At 68.4% G+C, this 24,054-nt stretch carries 22 protein-coding genes; 8 read left to right on the forward strand and 14 right to left on the reverse strand.

Annotated elements, in window-relative coordinates:
- Positions 1–95 precede the first annotated feature (95 nt).
- Positions 96–1,829: a diguanylate cyclase gene (locus ASE28_RS26265; protein WP_082608262.1), complete on the reverse strand. Its 1,734-nt coding sequence runs from the start codon at positions 1,827–1,829 to the stop codon at positions 96–98.
- Between the two features lie 608 nt (positions 1,830–2,437).
- Entirely contained in the window at positions 2,438–3,427 is a 990-nt protein-coding gene (locus ASE28_RS26270) for a LysR family transcriptional regulator (RefSeq protein ID WP_057269108.1), read from the reverse strand.
- 107 nt (positions 3,428–3,534) lie between these two features.
- On the opposite strand from ASE28_RS26270, the gene ASE28_RS26275 reads away from it, so the two are divergent.
- Genes ASE28_RS26275 through ASE28_RS26290 form a run of 4 tightly spaced genes read left to right on the forward strand, consistent with a single transcriptional unit; the run spans position 3,535 to position 8,835 of the window.
- Positions 3,535–4,746, forward strand: coding sequence for a CaiB/BaiF CoA-transferase family protein (locus ASE28_RS26275; RefSeq protein ID WP_057269196.1), 1,212 nt, complete (start codon positions 3,535–3,537; stop codon positions 4,744–4,746).
- The gene (locus tag ASE28_RS26280) at positions 4,743–6,026 is read left to right on the forward strand and encodes a DUF1254 domain-containing protein (RefSeq protein WP_235516220.1); all 1,284 of its coding nucleotides are present in this window, start codon (positions 4,743–4,745) and stop codon (positions 6,024–6,026) included. Before ASE28_RS26275 ends, ASE28_RS26280 begins: the two co-directional genes overlap by 4 nt.
- Positions 6,027–6,065: 39 nt before the next feature.
- Positions 6,066–7,085, forward strand: a complete 1,020-nt coding sequence (locus tag ASE28_RS26285) for a tripartite tricarboxylate transporter substrate binding protein (RefSeq protein ID WP_057269110.1) — start codon at positions 6,066–6,068, stop codon at positions 7,083–7,085.
- A gap of 7 nt (positions 7,086–7,092) precedes the next feature.
- Positions 7,093–8,835 (forward strand): carboxylesterase/lipase family protein, encoded by a 1,743-nt coding sequence (locus ASE28_RS26290; protein WP_235516221.1) that lies wholly within the window; start codon positions 7,093–7,095, stop codon positions 8,833–8,835.
- Between the two features lie 151 nt (positions 8,836–8,986).
- Here the strand turns inward: ASE28_RS26290 and glmS are convergent, their stop codons facing one another.
- Positions 8,987–10,894: a glutamine--fructose-6-phosphate transaminase (isomerizing) gene (gene glmS / locus ASE28_RS26295; protein ID WP_057269111.1), complete on the reverse strand. Its 1,908-nt coding sequence runs from the start codon at positions 10,892–10,894 to the stop codon at positions 8,987–8,989.
- 128 nt (positions 10,895–11,022) lie between these two features.
- Here glmS and ASE28_RS26300 point away from each other — a divergent pair, with 128 nt between their 5' ends.
- Together ASE28_RS26300 and ASE28_RS26305 are read left to right on the forward strand one after the other, a co-directional pair.
- Positions 11,023–11,520, forward strand: coding sequence for an Lrp/AsnC family transcriptional regulator (locus ASE28_RS26300; protein WP_057201619.1), 498 nt, complete (start codon positions 11,023–11,025; stop codon positions 11,518–11,520).
- A 154-nt stretch (positions 11,521–11,674) separates the two neighbouring features.
- Positions 11,675–12,751 carry a GGDEF domain-containing protein gene (locus ASE28_RS26305; protein WP_057269112.1) on the forward strand — a complete coding sequence of 359 codons (1,077 nt, stop codon included), beginning with the start codon at positions 11,675–11,677 and terminating at the stop codon, positions 12,749–12,751.
- Here the strand turns inward: ASE28_RS26305 and cobF are convergent.
- Genes cobF through ASE28_RS26325 form a run of 4 tightly spaced genes read right to left on the reverse strand, consistent with a single transcriptional unit; the run spans position 12,740 to position 16,120 of the window.
- Positions 12,740–13,591, reverse strand: coding sequence for a precorrin-6A synthase (deacetylating) (cobF, locus tag ASE28_RS26310; RefSeq protein WP_057201617.1), 852 nt, complete (start codon positions 13,589–13,591; stop codon positions 12,740–12,742). The two genes, ASE28_RS26305 and cobF, sit on opposite strands and share 12 nt — an antisense overlap.
- Positions 13,588–14,433 carry a precorrin-4 C(11)-methyltransferase gene (cobM, locus tag ASE28_RS26315; protein WP_057269113.1) on the reverse strand — a complete coding sequence of 282 codons (846 nt, stop codon included), beginning with the start codon at positions 14,431–14,433 and terminating at the stop codon, positions 13,588–13,590. Before cobM ends, cobF begins: the two co-directional genes overlap by 4 nt.
- On the reverse strand, positions 14,430–14,930 hold the full coding sequence (locus ASE28_RS26320; protein ID WP_235514404.1) for a cobalamin biosynthesis protein: 501 nt from the start codon (positions 14,928–14,930) through the stop codon (positions 14,430–14,432). The genes cobM and ASE28_RS26320 overlap by 4 nt, the downstream gene beginning before the upstream one ends.
- Complete coding sequence (locus tag ASE28_RS26325; RefSeq protein WP_057201614.1) at positions 14,927–16,120, reverse strand: bifunctional cobalt-precorrin-7 (C(5))-methyltransferase/cobalt-precorrin-6B (C(15))-methyltransferase; 1,194 nt, start codon at positions 16,118–16,120, stop codon at positions 14,927–14,929. Before ASE28_RS26325 ends, ASE28_RS26320 begins: the two co-directional genes overlap by 4 nt.
- Between ASE28_RS26325 and ASE28_RS26330 the strand changes: the two genes are divergently transcribed.
- The gene (locus tag ASE28_RS26330) at positions 16,119–16,895 is read left to right on the forward strand and encodes a cobalt-precorrin-6A reductase (RefSeq protein WP_057201613.1); all 777 of its coding nucleotides are present in this window, start codon (positions 16,119–16,121) and stop codon (positions 16,893–16,895) included. The two genes, ASE28_RS26325 and ASE28_RS26330, sit on opposite strands and share 2 nt — an antisense overlap.
- On the opposite strand, the gene cobJ is transcribed toward ASE28_RS26330, so the two are convergent.
- The 7 genes from cobJ to ASE28_RS26365 form a co-directional block, all read right to left on the reverse strand.
- Positions 16,847–17,671, reverse strand: a complete 825-nt coding sequence (cobJ, locus tag ASE28_RS26335; protein ID WP_057269114.1) for a precorrin-3B C(17)-methyltransferase — start codon at positions 17,669–17,671, stop codon at positions 16,847–16,849. The two genes, ASE28_RS26330 and cobJ, sit on opposite strands and share 49 nt — an antisense overlap.
- Positions 17,668–18,438: a precorrin-2 C(20)-methyltransferase gene (gene cobI / locus ASE28_RS26340; RefSeq protein WP_235514403.1), complete on the reverse strand. Its 771-nt coding sequence runs from the start codon at positions 18,436–18,438 to the stop codon at positions 17,668–17,670. Before cobI ends, cobJ begins: the two co-directional genes overlap by 4 nt.
- Positions 18,428–19,057, reverse strand: a complete 630-nt coding sequence (locus tag ASE28_RS26345; protein WP_057269115.1) for a precorrin-8X methylmutase — start codon at positions 19,055–19,057, stop codon at positions 18,428–18,430. Before ASE28_RS26345 ends, cobI begins: the two co-directional genes overlap by 11 nt.
- Entirely contained in the window at positions 19,057–20,400 is a 1,344-nt protein-coding gene (gene cobG / locus ASE28_RS26350; protein WP_057269116.1) for a precorrin-3B synthase, read from the reverse strand. Before cobG ends, ASE28_RS26345 begins: the two co-directional genes overlap by 1 nt.
- Positions 20,401–20,411: 11 nt before the next feature.
- Complete coding sequence (locus ASE28_RS26355) at positions 20,412–21,194, reverse strand: ATP-binding protein (RefSeq protein WP_057269117.1); 783 nt, start codon at positions 21,192–21,194, stop codon at positions 20,412–20,414.
- Between the two features lie 21 nt (positions 21,195–21,215).
- A complete protein-coding gene (gene glmU, locus ASE28_RS26360) occupies positions 21,216–22,640 on the reverse strand; it encodes a bifunctional UDP-N-acetylglucosamine diphosphorylase/glucosamine-1-phosphate N-acetyltransferase GlmU (protein WP_057269118.1) in 1,425 nt (474 codons plus the stop codon).
- Positions 22,641–22,726: 86 nt separating this feature from the next.
- The gene (locus ASE28_RS26365; RefSeq protein WP_057269119.1) at positions 22,727–23,485 is read right to left on the reverse strand and encodes a Crp/Fnr family transcriptional regulator; all 759 of its coding nucleotides are present in this window, start codon (positions 23,483–23,485) and stop codon (positions 22,727–22,729) included.
- Positions 23,486–23,655: 170 nt separating this feature from the next.
- On the opposite strand from ASE28_RS26365, the gene ASE28_RS26370 reads away from it, so the two are divergent.
- Positions 23,656–24,054, forward strand: a complete 399-nt coding sequence (locus ASE28_RS26370) for a BLUF domain-containing protein (RefSeq protein WP_057269120.1) — start codon at positions 23,656–23,658, stop codon at positions 24,052–24,054.

The raw sequence follows: 24,054 nt of genomic DNA on the forward strand, positions 1-24,054 counted from the left end.
CGCAGGCCGTGTGGCAGGCCAGCTGTTGCAGCGTTCAACAGCGGGCTCCGCGGGCTGTCTTGCCTGGGCATGCGTATCGCGTGGATCCACCCACCTCATTCCCCCTGCAATCGGTTGCGCCCTTCGCGCTTGGCCGTGTACATCCATTGGTCGGCACGCCGCAGAAGTTGGGCCGCATCGTCCAGGGGCTGGGCACAGGTCAGCCCCATGCTGACAGTCACATCCCGCCCCGGCACGAACCGGGACCAGTCATGTGCCTGTACCTGCTGCCTAAGCCGTTCGCACACCAGGGAGGCATCCGCCAATGCCTGCCCCCACAGCAGAATGACGAACTCCTCGCCGCCAATGCGCGCCACGAAGTCGCCACCCCTCACACCGCTGGTCAGCAACTTGGCGATCTCGCGCAGCACAGCGTCTCCGACGTCGTGGCCCCAGCCATCGTTGATCTGCTTGAAGTGGTCAATGTCGATGATGGCCAGCGAAAAGCCCTCCGCCTGCCCATGCCGCATCGGCAGAACGGCCATCAGGCGGGCGTCCAGTGCCCGCCGGTTGGCCAGTCCGGTGAGCGGGTCGAGCAGGGATTTCTGCGTCGCCACATCGGCACGCTCGCGCAGTTCTTCGGCTTCGAGCCGCAATTGCGCGAGTTCCTGCTGGGCGATTTCCATCCTCACCTCGCCCAACAGCACGCGCGCCTGGGCGTTCAGGCTGAGTTCACGGTCGCGGCGCACCTGGACCACCATGGACTCCAGTGCCGCCAGTGCCTGCGCATCGGAGCCAGCGGCCTTGAAGGCACGGTACCTGGATCTCCACCACCACCGGCGGCATCCTTCGTTTCTCTGGGCTGCGGCCGCATCCACCCGGTGGTCCAGCGCTTCGCAGGCCTCGACCGCGCGCCCGCTGGCCAACAGCCAGTCCGCGTTGAGCAGTTCGTTTTCTGCACGGGCATCCGGGGCCTTCGCCTCTATGGCGAATGCCCGGTGCCGATCGACTGCGGCGCGCATCTCCTGCAGCCGCCCCAGGGCCTCAAGGGCAAGGCATTCGATCTCGGCGCAGACCATTTCCCAACGGACATGCCCCCGCGCGAGCGCCGTCGCCCGCTGCACCACGGCCAGGGCTTCGCGCAGATCCGCAGCCTGCGCTTCGGTTGGCGCCAGCGGGCCCGGCATATGGGCGAGCTTGCGCCCGGACCGGCACAGTGCGCCCGCGAGATTCACGACGGCAGCGAATTGCGCCACCTTGTCACCGTCGCGCTGGGCCTCTTCATCCGCCTTGTGCAGCAGGGTGATCGCATGCGGATGATCGCCCAGCAGCTCCACCACGCCAGCCAGGCTGGAGAGGCTGCGCGATACCAGCCCGGGCGCACCCAGCGTGCGCGCCCGCCCCAGCGCTTGCATTGCCTCGGGCAGCGCTTCGTCAGCCCGACCGAGTTGGCACCAGGCCCGGGTCAAGGTGTTGCGCAGCTTGATCCCGACCCCATGCAGCCCGAGCGCGTCGGCCTCCGCCAGGGCGGCAAAGGCGCTCTCGGCCGCCTTTTCGCTCTCGCCCCGGCGCAGTTGGTGCTCGGCCAGCCAGGCTGCCGCCAACGCGGCTTCGGGCTGCAGCCCGCACTCCCTGGCGGCTCGCAAGGCACGCACCGCCATCTCGACCCCCACGTCGTGGGCACCCACGAGACTTGCGGCTTCGCATTCCTTCAGGTCGGCCAGGAGTTGGTCTGTGCGTTCCATGGTCTGTGGCGCCAGGTGCTGCGGGGTTGGCTGTTTCCAGAACGGGGTCCCGTGAATATCGCACAGAGACCGGGCCCCGGCCATTCGCGTTGCAAAAAGCCGCATGGAAGGCTGCCACCGGCGGGGCCAGCTCGCCGCTGATGGGGGTACTGGGAATCTTATCAATAACAGATGTCGGAATCTCTATAGACAGCCCGAACTTTTGACAATGTGTCAAAACGCCTTGTCGCAAGACTGGCCGGGTAACGCCGAAAAACAAAATGTGTCAACGGCGCATCTTGTGCATTCGGGCCCGTTGATAGTCGGCGGTCCGCTCAAGGTGATACCGCTCGCTGTCTGTGAGTCCAAGCGGCGACAGGCAGCACCAATCGTGGGCCTGCGACATCACCTATGTTTATATGTACCCGCGGCAGCTGGTGTACCTAAATGTTGTGCCGAATCTGTACTCGCGCAGTGTAGGAAATTGACAATCGCCCCAAGCTTGGAGCATGCGGAAAGAAACAGGCTCTCGGTGAAGGTGTTGGCGCCGCGCATGGGGGTCAGGGTCAAGCTATCTAGGAGGGACCAGTGAGCTTACCGGGGTTGGGCTGCTGGGCTGGCTGGGAGGTATTTCTTCAGCCTGCCAGGACGGTGCGGCGGTGTAGATTGCCTTCACCCCGCCGTGAACGGTGTTACCAAAGTGCGACGGCTGACCGCGCAATACCTGCGATGGATCATCCAGACTTTCTTTTATTGGCCGTGCCTGGTGGTTTCTGTATGTTGACACGGGTGCTCACCGAGCGAATTGCATCTGCAAAAGCCTGCACGACCGCGGGAGGTCCTTCTGCAGCTTGCCGCGTGTAAAGACCTAGCGACGGAAGCAGCACCGGCGGTGTGATGGGCAGACGAACGATGCCACCGCGCGCCAGTTCATCTCGTGCCTGTTCAAAGCGCACTGCGCCGAGCATGTTCTCATCAAGGCGCAAAACGCTGCCGAGGGTGACAGACGAGAGCACTTCAATCGCGGGCTCTGGCGGCTTCAGGCCTGCGTTGAGAAACGCGGTCATCAATGCCTGTCGAACCAGCGTGTCCTTTGGGGGGGCGACCCACGGCTGGAAGTGAACATCGCGCCAGGTCAATCGGCGCTTGCGCGACAGAGAGTGTCCTTGCGCGCACAGCACGCACAGTTCGTCAGCCACCAGCAACTCCGGCTTGAGCAGCGAGAGTTGTGCGCTGGTGAGCAGCTCGGGGGTGACGGCGCCGAACACGCAGTCGAGCTCGCTGTTCAAGAGTCGCTGGATCAGCTCGCGGACCCTGCCTTCGTGCACTTGTACTTTGGCAAGCGGTAGTCGCCTGCGTAGTTCGATCACCGCTTGAGGCACGGTGGCGGTCACGGAGAGGGTGCCCAATCGCAGCAAACCCTCTGCGCCGTCTCGCACCGCATCCACTTCGTCCTTGCTGCGCGAAAGCTCGCCCAGGATGACCCGGGCACGGTAGATCGCTGCGTTTCCCGCAGCGTTGGCTACCAGTCCATGCGCTGTGCGCTCGAAAAGACGGGCATCGAATCCCGCTTCGATCTCGCCCAGCATCTTGCTTAGCGCTGGCTGGCTCAAGTTCAAATGGGTTGCGGCGGCGCGCATTGAGCCCGCATCGACAAGGGCCACCAGCAGTTCCAGATGGCGCATGCGCAGACGCCGCACCAGGTAGTCGGATGGTAAAGACATGAAGCGCCCCCGCGAATGGCTGCCGATGGATAGCGATCACCCAAAGTGATCACGCAATCAGGATTATGGATTTTTCAGGAATGTCGACCACGACTATGGTTGTGGCCATGACTTATTCCCGAGAAAACACTTCGACGTCACCCGCAGCGCCCTTGGCCGGGGTCTCCGTCATTGATCTGGGCCAATACATTGCAGGCCCCGGTGCCGCGATGGCGCTGGCGGATTTGGGGGCCACGGTGATCAAGGTCGAGCCGATGACGGGCGATCAGGCACGCCATGTGGGGAGATATGGCGAGGCCATGGTGAGGGCTTACAACCGGGGCAAACGGTCCATCGCGCTGGACCTCAAGAGCGAGTCGGGCCGGGAAGTTGCTTGGCGTCTCATCGCCCAATGCGACGTGGTCGTGCAAAACCTGCGCCCGGGCGCAGTCGAGAAGCTCGGCCTGGGCCCTACGCAGGTGCATGCTCGTTATCCTCGGGTTATCTACCTGTCGATCTCGGGTTTTGGCAGCGAGGGGCCGTCGAGCGAACGCCCCGGTTACGACATTGCGGCGCAGGCGGAGAGCGGCCTTATGTCCGTCACGGGTGAGGCTGATCGCCCGCCGCAAAAGGTGGGTGTGCCGATCATCGATGCTGCTGCAGCGGACCTGGGGGCCCAGGCCGTCCTGGCGGCCCTCTATGGACGCGAACGCAGCGGCGTGGGCGAGACGCTGGAGGTGTCGCTGCTGGAGACTGCCCTCCATCTTCAGGCGGCCACCTGGTGCGAATACCTGGGTGGCGGGCCAGAGCCCACCCGCATCGGACATGGTCAGCCCAACAACGCGCCCGCAGCCGAGGTCGTGGCCACGCGAGATGGCCACATCGTGCTTTCCGCCTACGTTGAGGATCATTGGAAGCGCTTTTGCCGGGCCTTGGACCGGGAAGAACTGGTCCAAGACTCGCGCTTCTCCAGCAACGAGCAACGCGTTGCCCACCGCGCCGAATTGCGTCACGTGCTCGATGAATGCCTCTCGGCCTACACCAGCGACGCGGCCGTCCAGATGCTCAGCCAGCACCAGATTGTTGCTGGGGCAGTGCGGCCTTACCGCGATGTACTGACCAACGCGGACGTGATGGCTACCGGTATCTTCGTGGACTCCGCGTCGAGCGACGGCGAAGGGTATCGGGCCTTGGGACGGCCGTATCGCATGGGCAGCGGTCCACGGCCCACACCCGCCGCGGCGCCAGATTGCGGGGCGGACAGTGCGGAACTGCTCGCCGAGTTAGGTTACTCGGCGCACGACATTGCCACATTCCGTGAATCCGGGGTGGTGGCATGAACATGACTCCTGCCTTCTCCACTACCGAGACGCCATCGCATGGCAACGCACGTGCTGCGGTGCAGCAGACTTTGCCGCTGTTCGAGATGATGCGCATGCGCGCTGCAACCACGGCGCGCCGCCATCCCGTTCAGGGTTTCGCGAGCGACAACCGTGCTTCGCACATGCGCTGGATGAACCATTTCACCCACACCCACCGCCGAATCGGGCCGGAAGACCGCGAAGTGGTCAGTCCCAACAACGACACCGTCTTCAGCAATGCGTGGCTGGATCTGTCCCGAGGGCCCGTGCTCATTGACACGCCAGACATGGGTGAGCGTTACTGGACATTGGGCTTGCTCGACGCATGGACCAACCCGTTTGCTTACGTAGGGCGCCGCACCACCGGGAACCGGCGCCAGCGCACGCTGGTGCATGGCCCTGCCTGGCATGGCCCGGTGCCCGACGGCGTGGACAACGTGATCGCCGCGCCGGGCGAGGATGTCTGGGTGATCGGACGCCTCCTGGTGGACGATCGTCCCGATGACCTGGAACAGGCTGCCGCGCTGCAACGCGGGATCTCCACGCACCGGCTGGACGGCGGGGAGGCCGCCTTTCGGGTGGACACGGGTCTCGATGGCCGCGCGGGGCATGCGCCGGATGCCGCGCTCTACCGCGCCACGATCGACGAGGCCCTGGCCCGCAACCCGGTGCCGATGGGGGAGAGCCTGTGTTGGCCAGTGGATGAGGGAGCTCTTGCGGACGCACTGCCACTGGTGTACGAGGAGCTTCGCCAGAAGGCCCAGCCGCACGCTCTTGGGGGTGGCTGGGCGCTGCCCGTCGCGGTGCGAACGCACTGGGGCGCAGACGTGGCGATGCGCGCGCGCGTCGCGCGCAACTTCATCGGTGCACTGGGCATCGAGGAGGCCATGTACCCAACGGCGGAGGTGGACGCCGATGGCGCGCTGCTCAACGGGTCGCACGCCTACGAGCTGCACTTCGAGCCAGGCGCTGTGCCGGAGGTGGACGCCTTCTGGTCGCTCACGCTGTACCGGCGAAGCGACTGCCTGCTGGTGGCCAACCCAGCGCACCGCTATTCGGTTGGCGATCGCCTGCCTGGTCTGCTGAGGGGTGCGGACGGAAGCCTTTCCATCCGAATTCAGGCAGAGGACCCGGGCCCGGCGCACAACTGGCTGCCCGCCCCACCCGGAGAGGAGTTCTTCCTGGTCCTTCGTCTCTATCAGCCCAGACTTCGACACCGAGAGTTCCGGTTTCCATACCCGCCCTTGCGCCGTCTGTAGCACGGCCGCCCTTCGACACAACCACAACAGGAGACAGACATGACCTTGCACCATCGGGCTTTGAACACCCTTGCATCAACGCGGCTCCAGCGCCGCACCGTGCTCGCCACGATGGCCGCCGGCTTGGCGTCGGGCACCGGCCTGCTAGCGCATGCGCAGGCGGACTGGCCCACGCGGCCGGTCAAGTTGATCTCGCCTTACGCAGCGGGCGGGGCCAGTGACCTCTCGGCCCGAGTGCTGGGCGAGTACCTGGCCAAGGTCCTGGGCCAGCAGTTTGTCGTCGAAAACAAGCCTGGGGCGGGCACTCGGCTGGGGACCGAGTTCGTGGCGCGCGCGCCCGCCGATGGCTACACCGTTCTCTATGTGGCGGCGCCCTATGCAACGGCCGAGGCGCTTTACGGAAAGGGCCTGAGCTACCAGCGCGAGCAACTGCGCCCCATCGCGATGGCCATGCACGCGCCCTTGTTCCTGATCGTCAATGCGCAGACTCAGATAAAGGGCGTGCGCGATCTGGTCGCGTTCGCCAAGACCCGCCCGGGGGGCATCAACATTGGCACGCCTGGCGCGGGGTCGCAGCCCCACCTGGCTGGCGAACTGCTTTTGCGTGAAGCCGGCATTGAGGGCATCAACGTCCACATGAAAGGGGATTCCGTCGCCTACTCGGAGTTATTGGGGGGGCGCCTCGATGCCACCCTGACGGCGATCAGTACGGCGCTGCCCCACATCGCGGCCGGCAAGTTGCGGGTGCTGGGCGTGGCCTCCGAAAAACGCAGTGCGCTATATCCGGCAGCCCCTACGATTCGCGAACAGGGCTTTCAGGGGGTGGTCGCGTCCGGGTGGTACGGCTTCATGGTGCCAGCCGCCACGCCAGGGGATGTGGTGGCGAAGCTGCAAGCGACCATCTTGCGGGCACTGGACGACTCCACCATTAAACAGAAGCTGCTCGACATGGGCCTGGAGGCCAGCGGCGCGCCCGGAGCCAAGTTCGCGACGTACATCGACGACCAGACACGCAAGTGGACCGGTGTGATCCGTGATGCCAACATCAAGATCGATTGAGCGCATGATGAAATCCTCCTCGACTTGCTGGGCTCTCGCCATTGGCGCACTGTTGACGCTCAACGCCTGCACCCACACGCCCGCCGTGAACACGGGCCTACAGCGACCCACGGCCTTTGGTCCGGTGGTCGGCGCCGAGGATGCATCGGTCGGTGGCGTCTACAGCTGGAAAGGTATTCCCTATGCGGCAGCGCCAGTGGGGCAGCGCCGCTGGCGAGCACCTGAGGATCCGCCCGCATGGACGCAACCACGTGCGGCGACGTCGTTTGCGAACGCATGCGTGCAGACAGGCCGACTGTATGGGCCGGGCTTGAACAATCGATACGACGCCACCATCGGCAGCACGCTGGGCCAGACATTGGGCTCGGAGGACTGCCTCTACCTCAACATCTGGGCGCCCACCGCTTCCGCGTCGACCCCGAGGCCCGTCATCGTTTGGGTCCACGGCGGCAGCAATATCACCGGCTACACCGCGGACCCGGTGTACGACGGTGCCGCGCTGGCACGTGCTACCGGCTCGGTCGTGGTGTCGGTCGCCTACCGGCTTGGCGTCTTCGGGTTCCTGGACCTTGCACCGTTGAAGACGGGTGAGGCCGCCACCGACTCAGGCAACTTCGCGCTGCTCGACATCGTGAAGTCGCTGGAATTCGTCCAGCACAATATCGGCGGCTTTGGCGGCGACCCTGGCCGGGTCGCGTTGATGGGTGAGTCCGCCGGGGCGGTCAACGTGTACGCGCTACTCACCTCGCCCATGGTGGTCTCCAGGCCCACGCCCTTGTTTCACCGGTTGGTGGCGCTCAGCGGGGGTATTTCATCGGCAGCCACGCTGCCGCCGGGCTCCTTTGCAACCATCCTTCCCCGCAGCGTGTGGGCGACGCGAGGAAACGCCTTACTGACTCATTCCCTCTTGGCCGACGGTGTAGCCGCTGATCGGCCTGCAGCAGAGGCACACATTGCTTCGCGCACGCCCCAGCAGCTGGCTGCCTACCTACGCGGGCTATCACCCGACGCCATCTTGACCACCGTGCTCAGGCGGCTTGCACCGCTGGGACTTTCGGCTGCCAACCCGATCCCCGACGGATACGTCGTGCCTGCGGATCCCATAGCTGCAATCCGCGCCGGCCGTTACGTCAAGGTGCCGGTATTGGCGGGGAATACGCGCGACGAAAGCAAACTATTTCCTGCCTTGCTGGCAACTCGGCCAGCCTTTGGCGGCACCAGCGGCCGCCTGCTCGATGACGCCGCGGTGTTCAAGCGGGTCCATGGCTACCAGCCTGACGCCCCACCCGCCAGCCGTATCGAGGATTGGGTGCCTGCGCAATACCTGCCGGTGGACGCGCCGACGACAGGGCTGAACGCACGCATCGCAGAGCTCGACCGCAACTGGTTCTTTGCATTTCGGGATGATGTGCTCAATGCGCTCAAATCTCGCCAACCCGATGTTTGGCACTACCGCTTTGACTGGGATGAACTGCCGCCGCCTTTTGACAAGGTCTATGGCGCGGCACACAGTTTTGACCTGCCGTTCATCTTCGGCAATTTCGGGACATCGCTCTATTCGAGCATCTCGTTCAATCGGGCGAACAAGGCGGGCCGGCTCGACTTGTCGGCAAAGATGATTCAGAGTATCGGCAGCTTTGCGCAGGACGGGGACCCCAACAGCCCAAGTCTGGGCTCCGCCTGGCCTGCGTGGCCCCGTTCACTGGTTTTTGATTCAAGCCTCGAAGCGGCCCGGTTGGGGGTGGAATGAGACTGGGTGTTCTCGAACGGACTTCATGGCCTCGCTCGGAGACAAGAAGCTCCGCTGATTTTCACAATGCAGGACATGCCCGACGGACCGTCCTTTCATCCGACGGACATTATTTGTTGTAGTCAGGGGGGCGGCCGCGACAGGCGCGCCGTTACTCCACTGTCACACTCTTGGCCAGGTTGCGTGGCTTGTCCACGTCGGTGCCGCGCGCACAGGCCGTGTGGTAGGCCAGGAGCTGCAGCGGCACCACGTGCAGTAGCGGGCTCAGCGGGCCGTAGTGCTCGGGCATGCGGATCACGTGGATGCCTTCGCTGCTCTCGATTCGGGTGTCGGCATCGGCCAGCACGTAGAGCACGCCGGCGCGGGCGCGCACTTCCTGCATGTTGCTTTTGAGCTTTTCCAGCAGCGCATCGTTGGGCGCCACGGTGACCACGGGCATGGCGCTGGTGACCAGGGCCAGGGGGCCGTGCTTGAGCTCCCCGGCGGGGTAGGCCTCAGCGTGGATGTAGCTGATCTCCTTGAGCTTGAGTGCACCTTCGAGGGCGATGGGGTAGTGCAGGCCCCGGCCCAGGAACAGCGCGTTCTCCATGCGCGCGAAGTCCTCGGACCAGCTGATGACCTGGGGTTCGAGCGCGAGCACGGCCTGCAGCGCCACGGGCAGGTGGCGCATGGCCTTGAGGTGGGCGGCCTCCTGCTCGGCCGTGAGGCGGCCCTTGGACTGCGCCAGCGCCAGCGTGAGCAAAAACAGCCCGGCCAGCTGCGTGGTGAAGGCCTTGGTGCTGGCAACGCCGATCTCCACGCCTGCGCGGGTGATGTAGGCCAGCTTGCATTCGCGCACCATGGCGCTGGTGGCCACGTTGCAGATGGTCAGCGTGTGCTGCATGCCCAGGCTCTGCGCATGGCGCAGCGCGGCCAGGGTGTCGGCCGTTTCGCCGGACTGGGTGATGGTGACCACCAGGCTGCGCGGGTTGGGCACGCTGGTGCGGTAGCGGTACTCGCTGGCCACTTCCACCTGGGTGGGGATGCCGGCGATCTCTTCGAGCCAGTACTTGGCGGCGCAGCCGCTGTAGTAGCTGGTGCCGCAGGCCAGGATGAGAACGCTGTCGATCTCCTTGAACACGCGCCAGGCGGCAGTGCCGTCGGCCCCGTCGAACAACTCGGGCACGATGCCTTCCAGGCCCTCAAGCGTGTCGGCAATGGCGCGCGGCTGCTCGAAGATTTCCTTTTGCATGTAGTGGCGGTAGGGGCCGAGCTCGGCCGCGCCGCTGTGCGCCTGCACGGTGCGCACCGGGCGCTGCGCAGGGGTGAGCGCCTCGCGGCCCTTGCCCATGATCCAGTAGCGGCCCAGTTGCAGGTCCACAAGGTCGCCTTCTTCCAGGTACACGATCTGGTCGGTCACGCCGGCCAGGGCCATGGCGTCGCTGGCCAGAAAGTGCTCGCCCGCCACCGAGCTGCCGGTGCCCGAACCCACGCCCAGGATCAGCGGCGAGCCTGCCCGCGCGCCCACCACGCGGTGCGGCTCGTCCTTGTGCATGACGGCGATGGCGTAGGCGCCATGCAGCTGGGCCACCGCAGCCTGCACGGCCTCGCACAGGTCGCCGCTGTAGTGGCTGTCCACCAGGTGGGCGATGACTTCGGTATCGGTCTGGCTGGCGAACATATAGCCGCGGGCCTGCAGGGCGGCGCGCAGTTCCTCGTGGTTCTCAATGATGCCGTTGTGCACCAGCGCTACGCGACCCGGCGTGCCGGCTGCATCGCCCGTGCCGTGGCTGAAATGGGGGTGGGCGTTGTGCACCGCAGGCGCGCCGTGCGTGGCCCAGCGGGTGTGGGCGATGCCGGTGGCACCATCGACATGGTCGGTCTGCACCTGCTCCAGCAGTTCGGCCACGCGGGCCGTGCTGCGAGCGCGCTGCAAACCGGCCGGGCGCGTGGCGTCCAGGCTGGAGGCATGCACGGCCACGCCACACGAGTCATAACCGCGGTATTCAAGCCGCTGCAGGCCCTGTACAAGGATGGGAACGATGTTGCGCGTGGAGACCGCGCCGACGATGCCGCACATGGATTGTTGCTCCTGTTGGATAAGTGGCGCAATGGTAGGCAGCGCCCATCGGAATTAGTGATTGATATTCATATAAAAATGAACTTAAATTTCACCAATTTCATTGAATGAAATAAAATTCCAAAACAATGGAAGTTTCGGAACCTATCACACTGGACCACACTGATCTGCAGCTGCTGAACCTGCTACAGGCTGATGCCAGCCAGAGCAACCAGGCCCTGGCCGAGCAGGTGCATGTGTCCCCGCCCACCTGCCTTCGCCGGGTCAAGCGGCTGCACGACGTGGGTCTGATCGAGCGGCAGGTGGCCCTGCTGCAGCCGGACCGCCTGGCCGCCGTGCAGGGCCATGGCCTGGCCTGCATCGTCGAAGTGTCGCTGGATCGGCAGGACGCGCAGGCGCTGGACGCCTTCGAGGCACGCGCGGTGGCGCACCCGGCCGTTCAGCAGTGCTGGCGCGTGTCGCCCGGCCCGGACTTCATCCTGGTAGCGCACACGCGCGACATGCCGGGCTACCTGGCGCTGTCGCAGCAGCTGTTCACGGGCGACGCCAATGTGCGCAACGTGAAGGCCTTCTTCAGCACCAAACGCGCCAAGTTCAGCACGGCCATCCCGGTGCAGGCGCGGTAGCGGCCGCACCGGCCGCAGGGCACGGGGCCAGCCGGGCCACCAACCGGGCCATAAAAGCACGCCATTTCCCGCTGGCCTCTACCGCCGGGTAAAGGTAAGCTCTCCGTGCACTCCTCATATAGCGGCCCAACCGCCTGCGCCAGCATTTCCATCCATGGCCACCTACGAACAACAGATGCCCCGGCGCGTTTACCCCCTGCGCGTGCTCGGCATGGGCCTGGGCGGTGTGGTGGTGGCGGTGGTGCTGTGGCAGCGCCAAGCATCCCTCCTCGCCTGGCTGGGCATGGTGTTGCCGTGCTTCGTATGGCCCCACCTGGCCTACCAGCTGTCACGGCGCAGCGCTGACCCGTACCGCGCCGAGATCCGCAACCTGCTCGCCGACTCGGCCCTGGCAGCGGCCCTGGTGCCGCTGATGCACTTCAGCCTGCTGCCCAGCGTGCTGCTGTGCACGCTGACCCTGGTGGACAAGATCACCACCGGCATCCGCGGCCTGTGGGCCCGGTCGATTCCGGCCATGCTCGCAGGGGGAGCAGCCAGCGCGGCGCTCACGGGCGTGCACTGGGCGCCCGAGAGCCCCCTGCCCATCATCCTGGCCTGTCTGCCGGTCATGGCATTGCACACCCTTTCGGTCAGCATGGTCAGCTACCGACTCATCCGCAAGGTGTCGCAGCAGAACCTGCTGCTCGACGAACTGCGCCGCGTGGACACGCTGACGGGCCTGTACGGCCGTGGCCACTGGCAGGAGCAGGCCGAGGCCGCGCTGCGCCGCCACCACACGGGCCTGGACGCGGCCTGCATGCTGATGATGGACATCGACAATTTCAAGCAGATCAACGACCAGCACGGCCACACCGTGGGCGACGAGGTGATCCGCGCGGTGGCCCATGTGGTGCGCGGCAATGTGCGCGCAACGGACTGCGCGGGCCGCTATGGTGGCGATGAGATCGCCATTCTCCTGGCCGGCATGGAAACGGCAGAGGCGGTGGCCGTGGCCGAACGCATCCGCGCGCAGACCGAGGCCATTCGCTTGCGCGACATGCCGGCGCTGCGCATGACCGCCAGCATCGGCGTGGCGGCCGCGCATACCCGGCACGGTGCGCTGCGTGCCTGGATGGATGCGGCCGACGCCGCGCTCTACGTGGCCAAGAACGCCGGGCGCAACCGCGTCACGGACAGCTCGACCGATGCGGGTTCCGCTGCGGCGCCGCAACCGGCCACCTCAGACCGCTGATACCGGCGGGCCTTCGGTGGCAGGCAGCCCAGATGCGCGCCGCAACAGGTAGATATCCATGAGCCAGCCATGCTGGGCGCGCGCCGCAGCGCGGGTGCGCTCGATGCGCGGGCCGGCCTCGGCCAGGGGGCCGCTGTCCAGCAGTTGCTGGGGCATGCCCAGGTAGGCGCCCCACCAGATGTGCAGGCCTTCGGGGGGCAATCCCATGAAGCTGCACTGCCCGTCGAGCATCACCACGGCTGTGTCCACGCCTGCAGGCCAGCCCTGCTCGCGCAGTTGCCGGCCGGTGGTCACCACGAAGGGCTGGCCAATGTCGTTGAGCGGCACCGCATGGGCGGCGGCCAGCGCCTGCACCGAGGTGATGCCGGCCACCACGTCCACACGCACCGGGGCGGGCTGCATGCGTGCCGCAATGCGCAGCGTGCTGTCGTACAAGGCCGGGTCTCCCCACACCAGCAGGGCGACGCGCAGGACCTTGGGCGCAGGCGCGTCGCCGGCAGCGGGCGCACCCAGGGCCTGAGCGATGGCGGCATGCCAGCAGCGGGCGATGGCAGCATGCCATTCGTCGACCTGGGCCAGGTAGTCGTCGCCCTGGCTGCGGCGCAGCGGCATGTCGAAACCGGCGATGCGCGGTGCGGGCGCCACCAGCACCTCGTCGCACAGCGACTGGCGCAGTGCGGCGAGTTCGGCCTTGTCCTCGCCCTTGTGCGGCAGCAGGATCAGATCGGCCGCGTTCATGGCCGTGGTGGCCTGGCGGGTGAGGTGGTCGGGGTTGCCCGTGCCGATGCCGATCAGCGTCAGCGCCACCGGCGGCAGACCTTGGAACGGACTGGTGCTCATGCCTTGGAGGCCTGGTCCAGCGGCTGGTCCCGGGCCGTGTCCAGCGCGGCGCCGGCAGGCATATCCACAGCCGGAAAACGCGGCGCCGTGCCCAGGGGCCGGTAGCGGCGGTCGTAGTCGGCGGCGTAGAGCCGGCTTTCGGCGAATGCCTCGGCTTGAAGACTGCGGCCCACCAGGATCAGCGCCGTGCGCTCCATGCTGGCGGCCACCGCCTGGGCCAGCCCGCCCACGGTGGTACGCACGACGGTTTCGTCGGGCCAGCTGGCGCGCCAGACGATGGCGGCCGGGCAGTCGGCGCCATAGTGCGGCAGCAGCTCGGCCTGCACCTTGTCGGCCAGGTGGATGGACAGATGGATGGCCAGCACCGCGCCCGTGGCGGCAAAGGCGGTCAGGTTCTCACCCTCTGGCATGGCAGTGGCCCGGCCCGAAGTGCGTGTCAGCACCACCGACTGGCACAGGCCGGGCAGCGTGAGCTCCGCGCCCAGCGCAGCGGCAGCGGCGGCAAAAGAGGGCACGCCCGGCGTCACGGTGTAGTCGATGCCTGCGGCGCGCAGGCGCCGCAGCTGCTCGCCCATGGCGGACCAGACCGACAGGTCGCCCGAGTGCAGGCGGGCCACGTCCTGGCCGCGCGCGTGGGCGGCGGATATCTCGGCCATGATGGCATCGAGGTCCATGGCCGCAGTGTTGACGATGTGCGCGCGTGGCGGGCAGTGCGCGAGCAGCTCGCGCGGGATCAGCGAGCCGGCGTACAGACAGACCGGGCAGCGGCCCATGAGGTCGCGCCCCCGCACGGTGATGAGGTCGGCGGCGCCAGGGCCGGCGCCGATGAAATGCACGGTCATGCCGTAGCTCCTTGGGTCAATGCAGCGGCACGGCCAGAGCCTGCCGCTGCCACACAACAATCGAGGGGGCCCGGGCGGCGCCGTGCCACAGCCAGTGTGGCGCTGCCATCCTCGGCCACCAGGCGGGGCACAAGCAACTGCGCCTGTGGCCCAGCGGCGGCCAGCGCAGCGGCTTCCGCCACGCTGCCCGTGCCATAGCGGGCCTGCAGGCGCGGCGACTGCGTGACCACGGGCTGGTGGCGCATGGGCTCCACCGGTACCGCAAGCACCGGGGCGGACGCAAGGCCCAGCCAGTCTGCCAGTGCCGGATGCGTGGCCTTGCCCTGCAGCACGGCCACGGCGCAAAAGCAGTCCGCTTGTCCGGGCAACAGGGCTTGCGCCCGCAGCCACAGCGCCTGCAAGGCGGCAGGCGTGGCCTGGGCCCGCAGGCCCACTCCGACCACCAGGCAGGCATGCACGGGGGCGGCAATACCAGCTTGGGGTAGCAGCGCCGTCACGGCTGCCAGCTCCATTGCACCAGCGGGCGCGCGGCCTTCCAGCTGCGCATGCGCCCCAGCGGTTCGGCGCTCGACAGCTCCAGCCGCAGCAACTGACCACCATGGTCCGCCTGCAACTGCACCAGCAGGGCCTCGGTCTCGAGGGTCACGGCATTGACCACCAGCCGGCAGCCGGTGGGCATCAAGGCCCGCAAGGCGGCAAACAGAGCGGCATCAAAGCCGCCGCCGACAAACACCGCCTGGGGTGGCGCCAGCCCCTGCAGCGCATCGGGCGCCAGGCCGTGCACCACCTGCAGCGCCGGCTGCAGGCCGAACCGCGCCGCATTGCTGTGGATGTTGTCCACTCGCGCCGCATGCTGCTCCACGCTGCTGGCCAGGCCGCCAGCCAGGCACCACTCCACCGCCACGGAGCCCGAGCCCCCGCCGATGTCCCACAGCCGCTCGCCGCGCCGGGGCGCCAGGGCGGCCAGCGTCAGCGCCCGGGCCGGGGCCTTGGTGATCTGGCCGTCGTGCGCATACCAGCCGTCGGCACGCCCGGGCACCTGGGGCAAGGCGGGGCCGCCAGCGGCCCGCAGGGCGACAGCCACCGGGGCCTGGGCAGGGTCGGCTGCCAGCACGGCCTCGGCCTCGTGCGCCCGCAGTGTGCGGCAGCGCTCGCGCGGCCCCCCCACGGACTCCATCACCCACAGCGTGCTCGCGCCCCAGCCCTCTTGCGTGAGCCAGCCCGCCAGCTCGGCCACGGCGGAGCCATCGCGCAGCAGCACGATGCACTGCCCACCCGGCGCCAGGCGCGGCAGCAACTGCTGCAGCGGGCTGGCGTGCAGGCCCAGGCAGTCGGTGGCCTCCAGGCGCCAGCCCAGGCGGGCCGCCACCAGCGAGAATGTCGAGGGCTGCGCGTGGCAGCGCCATTCGTGCGGTGCCAGGTGCACCGCCAGGCTGCCGCCCGCACCGAACCAGAACGGGTCGCCCGAGGCGAGCACCACCACGCGCTGCCCGCGCAGGGCAAGCACGGGGGCGGTGTCGAACGGCACGGGCCAGGGGCGGCCGCGATCGCCGGCCTGCGCCAGCGCCAGGTGGCGCGGGCCGCCGACAATCACCTGGGCCTGGTCGATGGCCCGGCGCGCGGCCGGTGCCAACCCGTCCAGTCCCTCCTCGTTCAGGCCCACCAATGTCAACCACGGATCAGCCATGACGCATGTTCTCCTGCTGGGCGGCACCAGCGGCGCCAGCCAATTGGCGCAGGCCCTGCAACAGGCGCGGATACCTGCCGTGTTTTCCTATGCAGGGGCCACGCAGGCCCCCGTGGCGCAGCCCGTGCCCACGCGCTGCGGCGGGTATGGCGGCGTGCAGGGGCTCGCACAGTTCATTCGCGGCCAGGGCATCACCCACGTGGTGGATGCCACCCACCCCTTTGCCGCACAGATGAGCCGCAACGCCTGCGCTGCCTGCGAGGCCACCGGAACGCCGCTGCTGGCGCTGGAACGCGCACCCTGGCAGGCCGAGGCCACAGACCGCTGGGTGGACGTGCCTGACATGGCTGCGGCCGCACAGGCGCTGCCCCACGAGCCTGCCCGGGTTTTTCTCGCCATAGGGCGCAAGCAGTTGGATGCCTTTGCCGGCCAAGCCCGGCACCATTACCTGCTGCGCCTGGTGGACGCACCTGCTCCGGGCAGCCTGCCGCTGGCCGACACCACGGTGGTGCTGGGCCGCGGCCCCTTCAGCGCCGGGCACGACCAGGCAATGCTGCAGGCCCATGGCATCACCTGGCTGGTGGCCAAGAACGCCGGGGGCGAGGCCACGCGCGGCAAGCTGCTGGCCGCCCGCGCCCTGGGGTTGCCGGTGGTGATGGTGCAGCGCCCGCCGCTGCCGCCGCGCCCACGCACCGAGGAGGTGGACGCCGTGCTGCACTGGATCGCTCATGGCATGCTGCCCGGGGCGCCTGGCGCGGCGGCCTCCAGCCCATAGAAGCGCGGGGTGTAGACCCAGCGCCCCACCTGCCGCGTGGTGCTGTTGCCCACCAGCACCACGGTGCGCATGTCGGCCATCTCGGGCGCGGCGTCGGCCAGCGTGCACACGTGCAGCGCCTCGTCGGGGGTGGACACGGCGCGCGCAAAGACCATCAACCGCGTGGACTCGCAGTGCGCGCGCAGCAAGGCCAGCAGGCGCACGAAGCCCTCGGGCCGGCTGCGCGAACGCGGGTTGTAGAACGCCATGGCGAAGTCGGCCTCGGCCGCCAGTTGTACGCGCCGGGCGATCACTGGCCAGGGCTTGAGGTTGTCCGAGAGGTTGATGCAGCAAAAGTCATGGCCCAGCGGCGCACCGGCGCGCGCCGCTGCGGCCAGCATGGCGGTGATGCCGGGCAGCACCTGCACATCCAGCGCCTGCCAGGCGGCGGCCTGCGCGGGCGGCGCCTGCTCGATGGCCTCGAACACGGCTGCGGCCATGGCGAACACCCCCGGGTCGCCGGAGGACACCACCACCACCTGACGCCCCTGCGCGGCCAAGGCCAGCGCCTGGCGTGCCCGGTCCAGCTCCACCCGGTTGTCCGATGCATGCCAGACCACAGCGGCCGTTCCACCGCGCTCCTGCAACAAGGCGCGGGCCCGCTCCACATACGGCAGGTAGCCCACCACGTCGGTCGCGGCCTGCAGGGAGGCGGCCACTTCGGGCGTGACCTGCGCGAGGGCCCCGGGCCCTAGGCCCGCCACGGTCAGGCGGCCGGTGGTCTGGCCCGGGCTCACCAGGCGGCCTCCGGCCGGCGGCCCTGGCCATGCACCAGCACAATGGCGAAGTAGGGGCAGGCCTCGTCGCTCACCTCGGTCAATTTGGCCACCTGCTGGCTGGCCGTGGTGCCGTTCTGCACCAGCCAGGCGGCACCGAGCCGGCCTGTGCGTTGCAGGGCCCGGCGGATGCGCGGCAGATTGCGCCCCACCTTCATCACCACCAAGGCGTCAGCGGTCTGCATGCGCCGCACCAGTTCGTCCTCGGGCAGGGTGCCGGTCATCACGCTGAGCACATCGTCGCCCCAGGTGATGGGCTCGCCCGTGGCGTGCCAGCAGCCCACCATGCCGGGAATGCCGGGCACCACCTCCAGGCGCACGGCGGCGCGCTCACGCAGCCGGGTGTACAGGTGCATGAACGAGCCGTAAAGGAAGGGGTCGCCTTCGCAGAGCACCACCACCTGCTCGGTGCGGGCCAGCGTTTCCAGGCGGGTGCACCAGTCGTCGTAGAACGCCGCGAGCTGGGCCACGTACTGCGGGCTGTCCACGGGCAGCTCGGTGGTCACGGGGTACTCCATGGGGTATTCGGTGGCCGCCGGTGCCAGCAGGCCGTCCACCACCTGGCGGGCCTTGCCGGGGCGCCCCTTCTTGCGGAAGAAGGCCACGTGGCGTGCGCCGCGCACCAGCCGGTCGGCCTTGACCGACATCAGTTCCGGATCACCGGGGCCCAGGCCCACGCAGACGACGCCGGGCGCGGCCTTCACGGCCTCCATCGCCTCACTCGGCATGGCTGGCCAGGGCGTTGATGGCGGCCACGGTCATGGCCGAGCCCCCCAGGCGGCCGCGCACGACCATGCAGGGCACGGGCAGGTCCTGCATCAGCGCCTCCTTGGATTCCATGGCGCCGACAAAGCCCACCGGGCAACCGATGATCGCCGCCGGGCGCGGGCAGCCGGGTTGCTGCAGCATGTTGAGCAGGTGGAACAGTGCGGTGGGAGCATTGCCGATGGCCACGATTGCGCCCGCCAGGTCGGGCCGCCACAGCTCTACTGCGGCCGCGCTGCGGGTGGTGCCCATTTCCTGGGCCAGCGCCGCCACGCGTTCATCCTGCAGCGTGCAGAGCACCCGGTTGTGGGCGGGCAGGCGCTTGCGGGTGATGCCCTCGCTGACCATGCGCACATCGCACAGCACCGGGGCACCCTGGCGCAGTGCCTGCTCTGCCGCCTCGGCCATGCCGGGGGAGAACGCCACATGGGGTGCCAGCTCGACCATGCCGGCCGCATGGACCATGCGCACCACGACACGTTCTTCGGTGGGGGTGAAGCGGTCCAGGGACGCCTCGCGGCGGATGGTGGCGAAAGACTGCCGGTAGATCTCGGCGCCATCGGTTTCGTAGCGGTGCAGCATCAATTCTTTTCAAACAACAGGCCGGGATTGTCCTGCAGTGCGGACAGCCCCACGTGGCCGACCGCCTCGTCCGCTGCGCGCCCCTGCCGCACTACCGCGAAAACCGGCTCGCCGGTGGTGGGCTCCGCGCGCAGGGTCACCGTGGCAGGGGCCTGGCGCGCACAGCCTTTGGCGCAGCCCGCCACGTGCAGGTGGGCCTGCGGCGGCACATGGGCTGCCAGCGCCAGCGCCAGTGCCTGCGTGGGTGCCTGGGCCTGCGGGCACCCGGGCGCCCCCGTGCAGGCGGAGACACGCAGGCGGGCATCGCCGGGTTGGGTCACCCAGTGCGCGGCCACGCCCAGACCCGCGGCATGCCAGAAGCCTGGCGGCCCGACCACCGGGTCCCCCGATTCGACCAGCAGCATGCGCCAGGGGGTCACGCGCAGGCCGCAAGCGCTGCCCCGCAAGGCCCACGCCAGCCGGGCCAGTGCCTGCGCCGGCAAGCGCCCCAGGGGCGCACCCACCAGCGTGCCGATGCCGGGCAGGAAGCCGGGCTGCGGGTCGGGCTGCGTGGAATCCGTGCCCTGGCCGTCGGTGGCGGGCACCCAGTGAACCCCCGGGGGCAACCCGGCGGGCCAGGGCCGGTGCGGCGTGGCGGCGGCCCGCAGGCGCTCCAGTTCGTCGGCATGTGCCGCCAGGCGCGCCGGCCGCCGCCCGGCCGTGCGCTGCGCCAGGCATTGCGCGGCAAACCACCGCGCCAGGGCCAACCCTGCGGCAGCGGCCTGCGCGGGCCCCGCCGCGGCCAGGGCCCAGGGCAGGCCATCCGGCTGTACCCGCCAGGCCGGGGGGTGCGTGCCCGCAACCCTGTGCATGCGGATGTCGGCGGACACAGCCTGCAGCCAGTGCGAGTGGCCGCCATCGATGGACCAGCCGAATTTGGCGGGCAGCGCCTCCAGGCCATCGGCCTCGGCCAGCCCCTGCAGCAGCACCGTTGCCAGCGCCTGCACGCCATCGCCGGGCCGGTGCAAGGGGTCCAGCACCACATTGCGCAGGCGCTCGCGCTGCACGTCCACATCCAGCAGCCCGCAGCCCGCCAGGGCCCGCAGCACCGCGGTGTGCCGCGCAGGGTCCACGCCGCGCAACTGCACATTGGCGCGGCTGGACAGCTCCAGGATGCCCGCCCCGTGCGTGCGGGCCAGGCGGGCCAGGCGCCATGCCTGGTGCGGGGACAGCCGCCCCAGCGGCGGGCGCACGCGCACCACCAGCCCATCGCCCGAGGCCATGGGTTGCCAGGCACCGGGGCACCAGCCCTGGACCTGCGGGGTGTGAAGGGGTTGGCGGGCGCCAGGGCCCTGGTTCGGCATGCCTCGATCGGTCAGGGCTGCGGCCACTCGAGGCGGACCGCACAGCCCTGGCCCGGCGTACCGGCGGCCGTGATCTGCGCGCCATGGCGCTGCGCGATCACCCGGCACAGGGCCAGGCCGGCGCCCACACCCTCGTAATCCGTCTCGCGGTGCAGGCGCTGGAACACGCCGAACAGCGACCCCGCGCGCGCAGGGTCGAAGCCCGTGCCGTTGTCGCGCACGGTCACGGCCACGCGGCCATCCGCCAGCGGCTCGGCGCCGATGTGGATCTGCGCCACCGCCTGGCCGCGCGTGAACTTGAGCGCATTGCCCAGCACCTGCACCAGCAACTCGCGCAGCAGGCCGGCGTCGGCGTCGAGGGCGGGCAGATCGGGCGCCAGGTGCCATTGCACATCGCGCCCGGCCTCGGCCGCAGCCAGGTCCGTGCGCGCCTGGGCCACGGCATCGGCCAGCGCAATTGTGGTGCAGTGCAGCGGCGCGCGCGTGGCCCGCGTGATGGCCAGCAGGCCGTCGATCATGAGCCCCATGCGCCGGGCCGACTGGTCCATGGTGGCCAGAAAGCCCAGTGCCTCCTGCAGCTCGGGCGCCTGCACCACATCGGCCGGCAGGTCGCCGAGCACCTCGCGCACCAGGGTGCCGTACGAAGTCACGTGGCGCAGCGGCGCGCGCAGGTCGTGCGAGACGGCGCGCAGAAACTCCTCCTGCGCGGCGGCCATGTCGGCCACCTGCTGCTGGCTGCGGGCCAGCTCGGCGCGCAGGGCCTCCACGGTCTGGCGGGTGTCGTCGTCGCTCATGGCGCGGGCCTCCTGCTCAGCTCATGCCTTGGACTGCTTCGTGGGGCGATGCCAGTTGGCGATCGCCACCTGCTTGCCACGCGCTACGCCCAGCGAACCGGGCGGCACGTCCTTGGTGAGGGTGGAGCCGCCACCCACCGTGGCACCTGCGCCGATGGTGATGGGCGCTACCAGCACGCAGTTGCTGCCGATGTGCACGTCGGCTTCGATCACCGTGCGGTGCTTGTTGGCGCCATCGTAGTTGGCGGTGATGGCGCCAGCACCGTAGTTCACGCGCTCGCCCACCGTGGCATCGCCCAGGTAGGCCAGGTGGTTGGCCTTGGCGCCATCGGCCAGGGTGGAGTTTTTCACCTCCACGAAGTTGCCGATGTGCACCTCGCGGCCCAGTTGGGCGCCCGGGCGAAGGCGCGCAAAGGGGCCGATGAGTGCACCCTCGCCCACGCTGGCACCGAGTTTCTCGCCATCGATGTGGGTGTAGGGGTGGATCACAGCACCCGCGGCGATGCGCGCATTGGCAATGCAGCAGTTGGCGCCGATCTGCACGCCCTCGCCCAGCTCAACGCGGCCGGTGAAGACGCAGTTGACGTCGATCTCCACGTCCTGCCCGCACACCAGTTCGCCGCGCACGCCGGTGCGCACGTCGTCGCGCAGGTCGAAGCGGGCCGGGTCGGCCAGGCGCACGCCCTGCTCCAGCAGAGCCCGGGCCTGGCGCTGCTGGTGGGCGCGCTCGAGCTCGGCCAGTTGCAGCGGGCTGTTCACGCCGGCCACCTGCAGGGCATCGGTGATGCGGTGGGCCACCACGGGCACGCCATCGGCCACGGCCATGGCGACGATGTCGGTCAGGTAGTACTCGCCCTGGGCGTTGTCATTGGTCAGGCGTGCCAGCCAGGGGGCCAGCAGCCGCGCGGGCACGGCCATGATGCCGCTGTAGACCTCGGCGATGGCGCGCTGCGCCTTGCTCGCGTCCTTTTGCTCGACGATGCCCTGCACCGCACCAGATTCGTTGCGCAGGATGCGGCCATAACCCGTGGGGTCGGGCAGCGTCACGGTGAGCAGCGCCAGCCGCTCGCCACCGCCTGCCGCCACCAGGGCGCGCAAGGTGTCGGCCTCGGTGAGCGGCACGTCGCCCGACAGCACCACCACCGTGCCGTCGTCGCGCAGGTGCGGCACGGCCTGCTGTACGGCATGGCCGGTGCCCAGCTGCGGCTCCTGCCGCACGAATGCCAGCTTTGCGCCACCTGCGGCGGCCTGGTGGGTGGCGGCCTCCACCTCGGCAGCGCCGTGGCCGGTGATCACGGTGGCGCTGCGCGCCTGCAGGTGGGCCGCCTGGTCCAGCACATGGTGCAGCAGCGGTCGCCCGCCCAGGCGCTGCAGCACCTTGGCAAGGCGGCTTTTCATGCGCGTGCCCTTGCCGGCCGCCATGATGAGGATGTCGAGTTGCGTCATGGAAATGAAAAATTGGGCCTGCGCGCCAGGTGGCGTGCAGGCACCGGGATTATCGGCTGCGCCGCGCCAGGGCTCCGCCTGCGCGCCTACAACAGAGGCAGCAGGCGCGGCGGCGTGTCGTAATACTCGGCGATGCGTTCAAGCGCACGGGTATTGAGCAGGCGCAACCGCCCATTCTTGAGCTCGTGCAGGCCGAGCAGCGCGAGCCGGCGCAGGGTCTTGTTGGTGTGCGCCAGCGACAGGCCCAGTGCATCGGCAATGTGCTGCTGGTTGAGCGGGAAGGCCACCGTGCCTGCGGCATCGACCAGACCCACGCGGTCAAGCCGACGGTACAGGTGCATGAGCAGCATGGCCACGCGCTCGGTGGCATTGCGCCGGCCGTTGGTCAGAAGGTTGTCGTCCATATGGCTCTCCTCGTGGGCAGCCAGCCAGGTGACGTCGTAACCCAGGCGCGGGTGCTCGGCGAACACCGCCCACAGGCTGTCGTTCTGGAAAACGCACAGCGCGCAGTCCGTGAGCGCCTCGACGCCATGCGCCGAAAGGTCGCCGAATTCCTGCTGCAGACCCACCAGATCACCGGGCAGCAGGAAGTTCAGGATCTGGCGGCGACCGTCGCTCAACGTCTTGTAGCGAAACCCCCAGCCCGAGTAGAGCGTGAACAGGCGGGCGTTGACCTGGCCTTCATGCACCAGGGCGCCACCGGCCGGAACCGTCAGCGTGGCCGAACGAAAGCTTTCGATGAAATCCAGCACCTGCGGCTCCACGGGCGTGAAGGCGCCGGTCTTGCGCAGGCGGCATTCATGGCATTTCGGCGGGCATGCCGGGGGCGACAGGGTGGCATTCATCGTGGCGCCATTTTAGGTAGCCGGCCGCCACCTGGCGCGCCGGCCGGTATGCATTTTTTGAGGATGTTGGGCCCGCACCATGGTCCCTGCAGCCCTTGCAGGGTGCGGGGTTTTGCTATGTCTTTTGACATTGCGCGTCTGTCAGCGCCGCCCTACATTGCGCCGCACCTATGACACCAGCCCACAGCCTGTACGAAGCCCTGTACGTGAGTACCCTGGCACCCGATCAACCCCTGAGCGTGGTCGCCGAGATTGCCGGCCATGCCCGCGCTAAGAATGCCCGCCTGGGCATCACCGGCCTGCTGGTCTTCGACGGCATGCGTTTTTGCCAGCAACTGGAAGGCACACAGAAGGAAGTGCTCAAGCTCACCGAGCGCATCCGCAACGATCCGCGCCACACCGGGGTGGAGGTCCTGCACCATGGGCTGCTGGCCGAGCGAAGGTTTCACCAGTTCAGCCTGGCCTTCACCTCGGTGGACGATACCGAGGCGCTGGCGCGGCTGGAACGAATGGATGGCGAAGCGGCCCTTGCCGCCTTCGAAGCCCTGCGCAGCGAACTGGAGCTGTAG

The organism is Acidovorax sp. Root219, from assembly GCF_001428665.1.
GTDB lineage: Bacteria > Pseudomonadota > Gammaproteobacteria > Burkholderiales > Burkholderiaceae_C > Acidovorax.

Excerpts from the sequence above, each read along its gene's own strand:
- ASE28_RS26345 (WP_057269115.1), bottom strand. The coding sequence starts at position 19,057 with ATGCTGCACCGCTACGAAACCGATGGCGCCGAGATCTACCGGCAGTCT.
- ASE28_RS26290 (WP_235516221.1), top strand. The coding sequence starts at position 7,093 with ATGAAATCCTCCTCGACTTGCTGGGCTCTCGCCATTGGCGCACTGTTG.
- glmU (WP_057269118.1), bottom strand. The coding sequence starts at position 22,640 with ATGACGCAACTCGACATCCTCATCATGGCGGCCGGCAAGGGCACGCGC.
- ASE28_RS26265 (WP_082608262.1), bottom strand. The coding sequence starts at position 1,829 with ATGCGGCTTTTTGCAACGCGAATGGCCGGGGCCCGGTCTCTGTGCGAT.
- ASE28_RS26305 (WP_057269112.1), top strand. The coding sequence starts at position 11,675 with ATGGCCACCTACGAACAACAGATGCCCCGGCGCGTTTACCCCCTGCGC.
- ASE28_RS26355 (WP_057269117.1), bottom strand. The coding sequence starts at position 21,194 with ATGAGCGACGACGACACCCGCCAGACCGTGGAGGCCCTGCGCGCCGAG.
- ASE28_RS26370 (WP_057269120.1), top strand. The coding sequence starts at position 23,656 with ATGACACCAGCCCACAGCCTGTACGAAGCCCTGTACGTGAGTACCCTG.
- ASE28_RS26365 (WP_057269119.1), bottom strand. The coding sequence starts at position 23,485 with ATGAATGCCACCCTGTCGCCCCCGGCATGCCCGCCGAAATGCCATGAA.
- glmS (WP_057269111.1), bottom strand. The coding sequence starts at position 10,894 with ATGTGCGGCATCGTCGGCGCGGTCTCCACGCGCAACATCGTTCCCATC.
- ASE28_RS26330 (WP_057201613.1), top strand. The coding sequence starts at position 16,119 with ATGACGCATGTTCTCCTGCTGGGCGGCACCAGCGGCGCCAGCCAATTG.
- ASE28_RS26325 (WP_057201614.1), bottom strand. The coding sequence starts at position 16,120 with ATGGCTGATCCGTGGTTGACATTGGTGGGCCTGAACGAGGAGGGACTG.
- ASE28_RS26300 (WP_057201619.1), top strand. The coding sequence starts at position 11,023 with ATGGAAGTTTCGGAACCTATCACACTGGACCACACTGATCTGCAGCTG.
- ASE28_RS26270 (WP_057269108.1), bottom strand. The coding sequence starts at position 3,427 with ATGTCTTTACCATCCGACTACCTGGTGCGGCGTCTGCGCATGCGCCAT.
- ASE28_RS26285 (WP_057269110.1), top strand. The coding sequence starts at position 6,066 with ATGACCTTGCACCATCGGGCTTTGAACACCCTTGCATCAACGCGGCTC.
- cobG (WP_057269116.1), bottom strand. The coding sequence starts at position 20,400 with ATGCCGAACCAGGGCCCTGGCGCCCGCCAACCCCTTCACACCCCGCAG.
- cobI (WP_235514403.1), bottom strand. The coding sequence starts at position 18,438 with ATGCCGAGTGAGGCGATGGAGGCCGTGAAGGCCGCGCCCGGCGTCGTC.
- ASE28_RS26280 (WP_235516220.1), top strand. The coding sequence starts at position 4,743 with ATGAACATGACTCCTGCCTTCTCCACTACCGAGACGCCATCGCATGGC.
- ASE28_RS26275 (WP_057269196.1), top strand. The coding sequence starts at position 3,535 with ATGACTTATTCCCGAGAAAACACTTCGACGTCACCCGCAGCGCCCTTG.
- cobM (WP_057269113.1), bottom strand. The coding sequence starts at position 14,433 with ATGACCGTGCATTTCATCGGCGCCGGCCCTGGCGCCGCCGACCTCATC.
- cobF (WP_057201617.1), bottom strand. The coding sequence starts at position 13,591 with ATGAGCACCAGTCCGTTCCAAGGTCTGCCGCCGGTGGCGCTGACGCTG.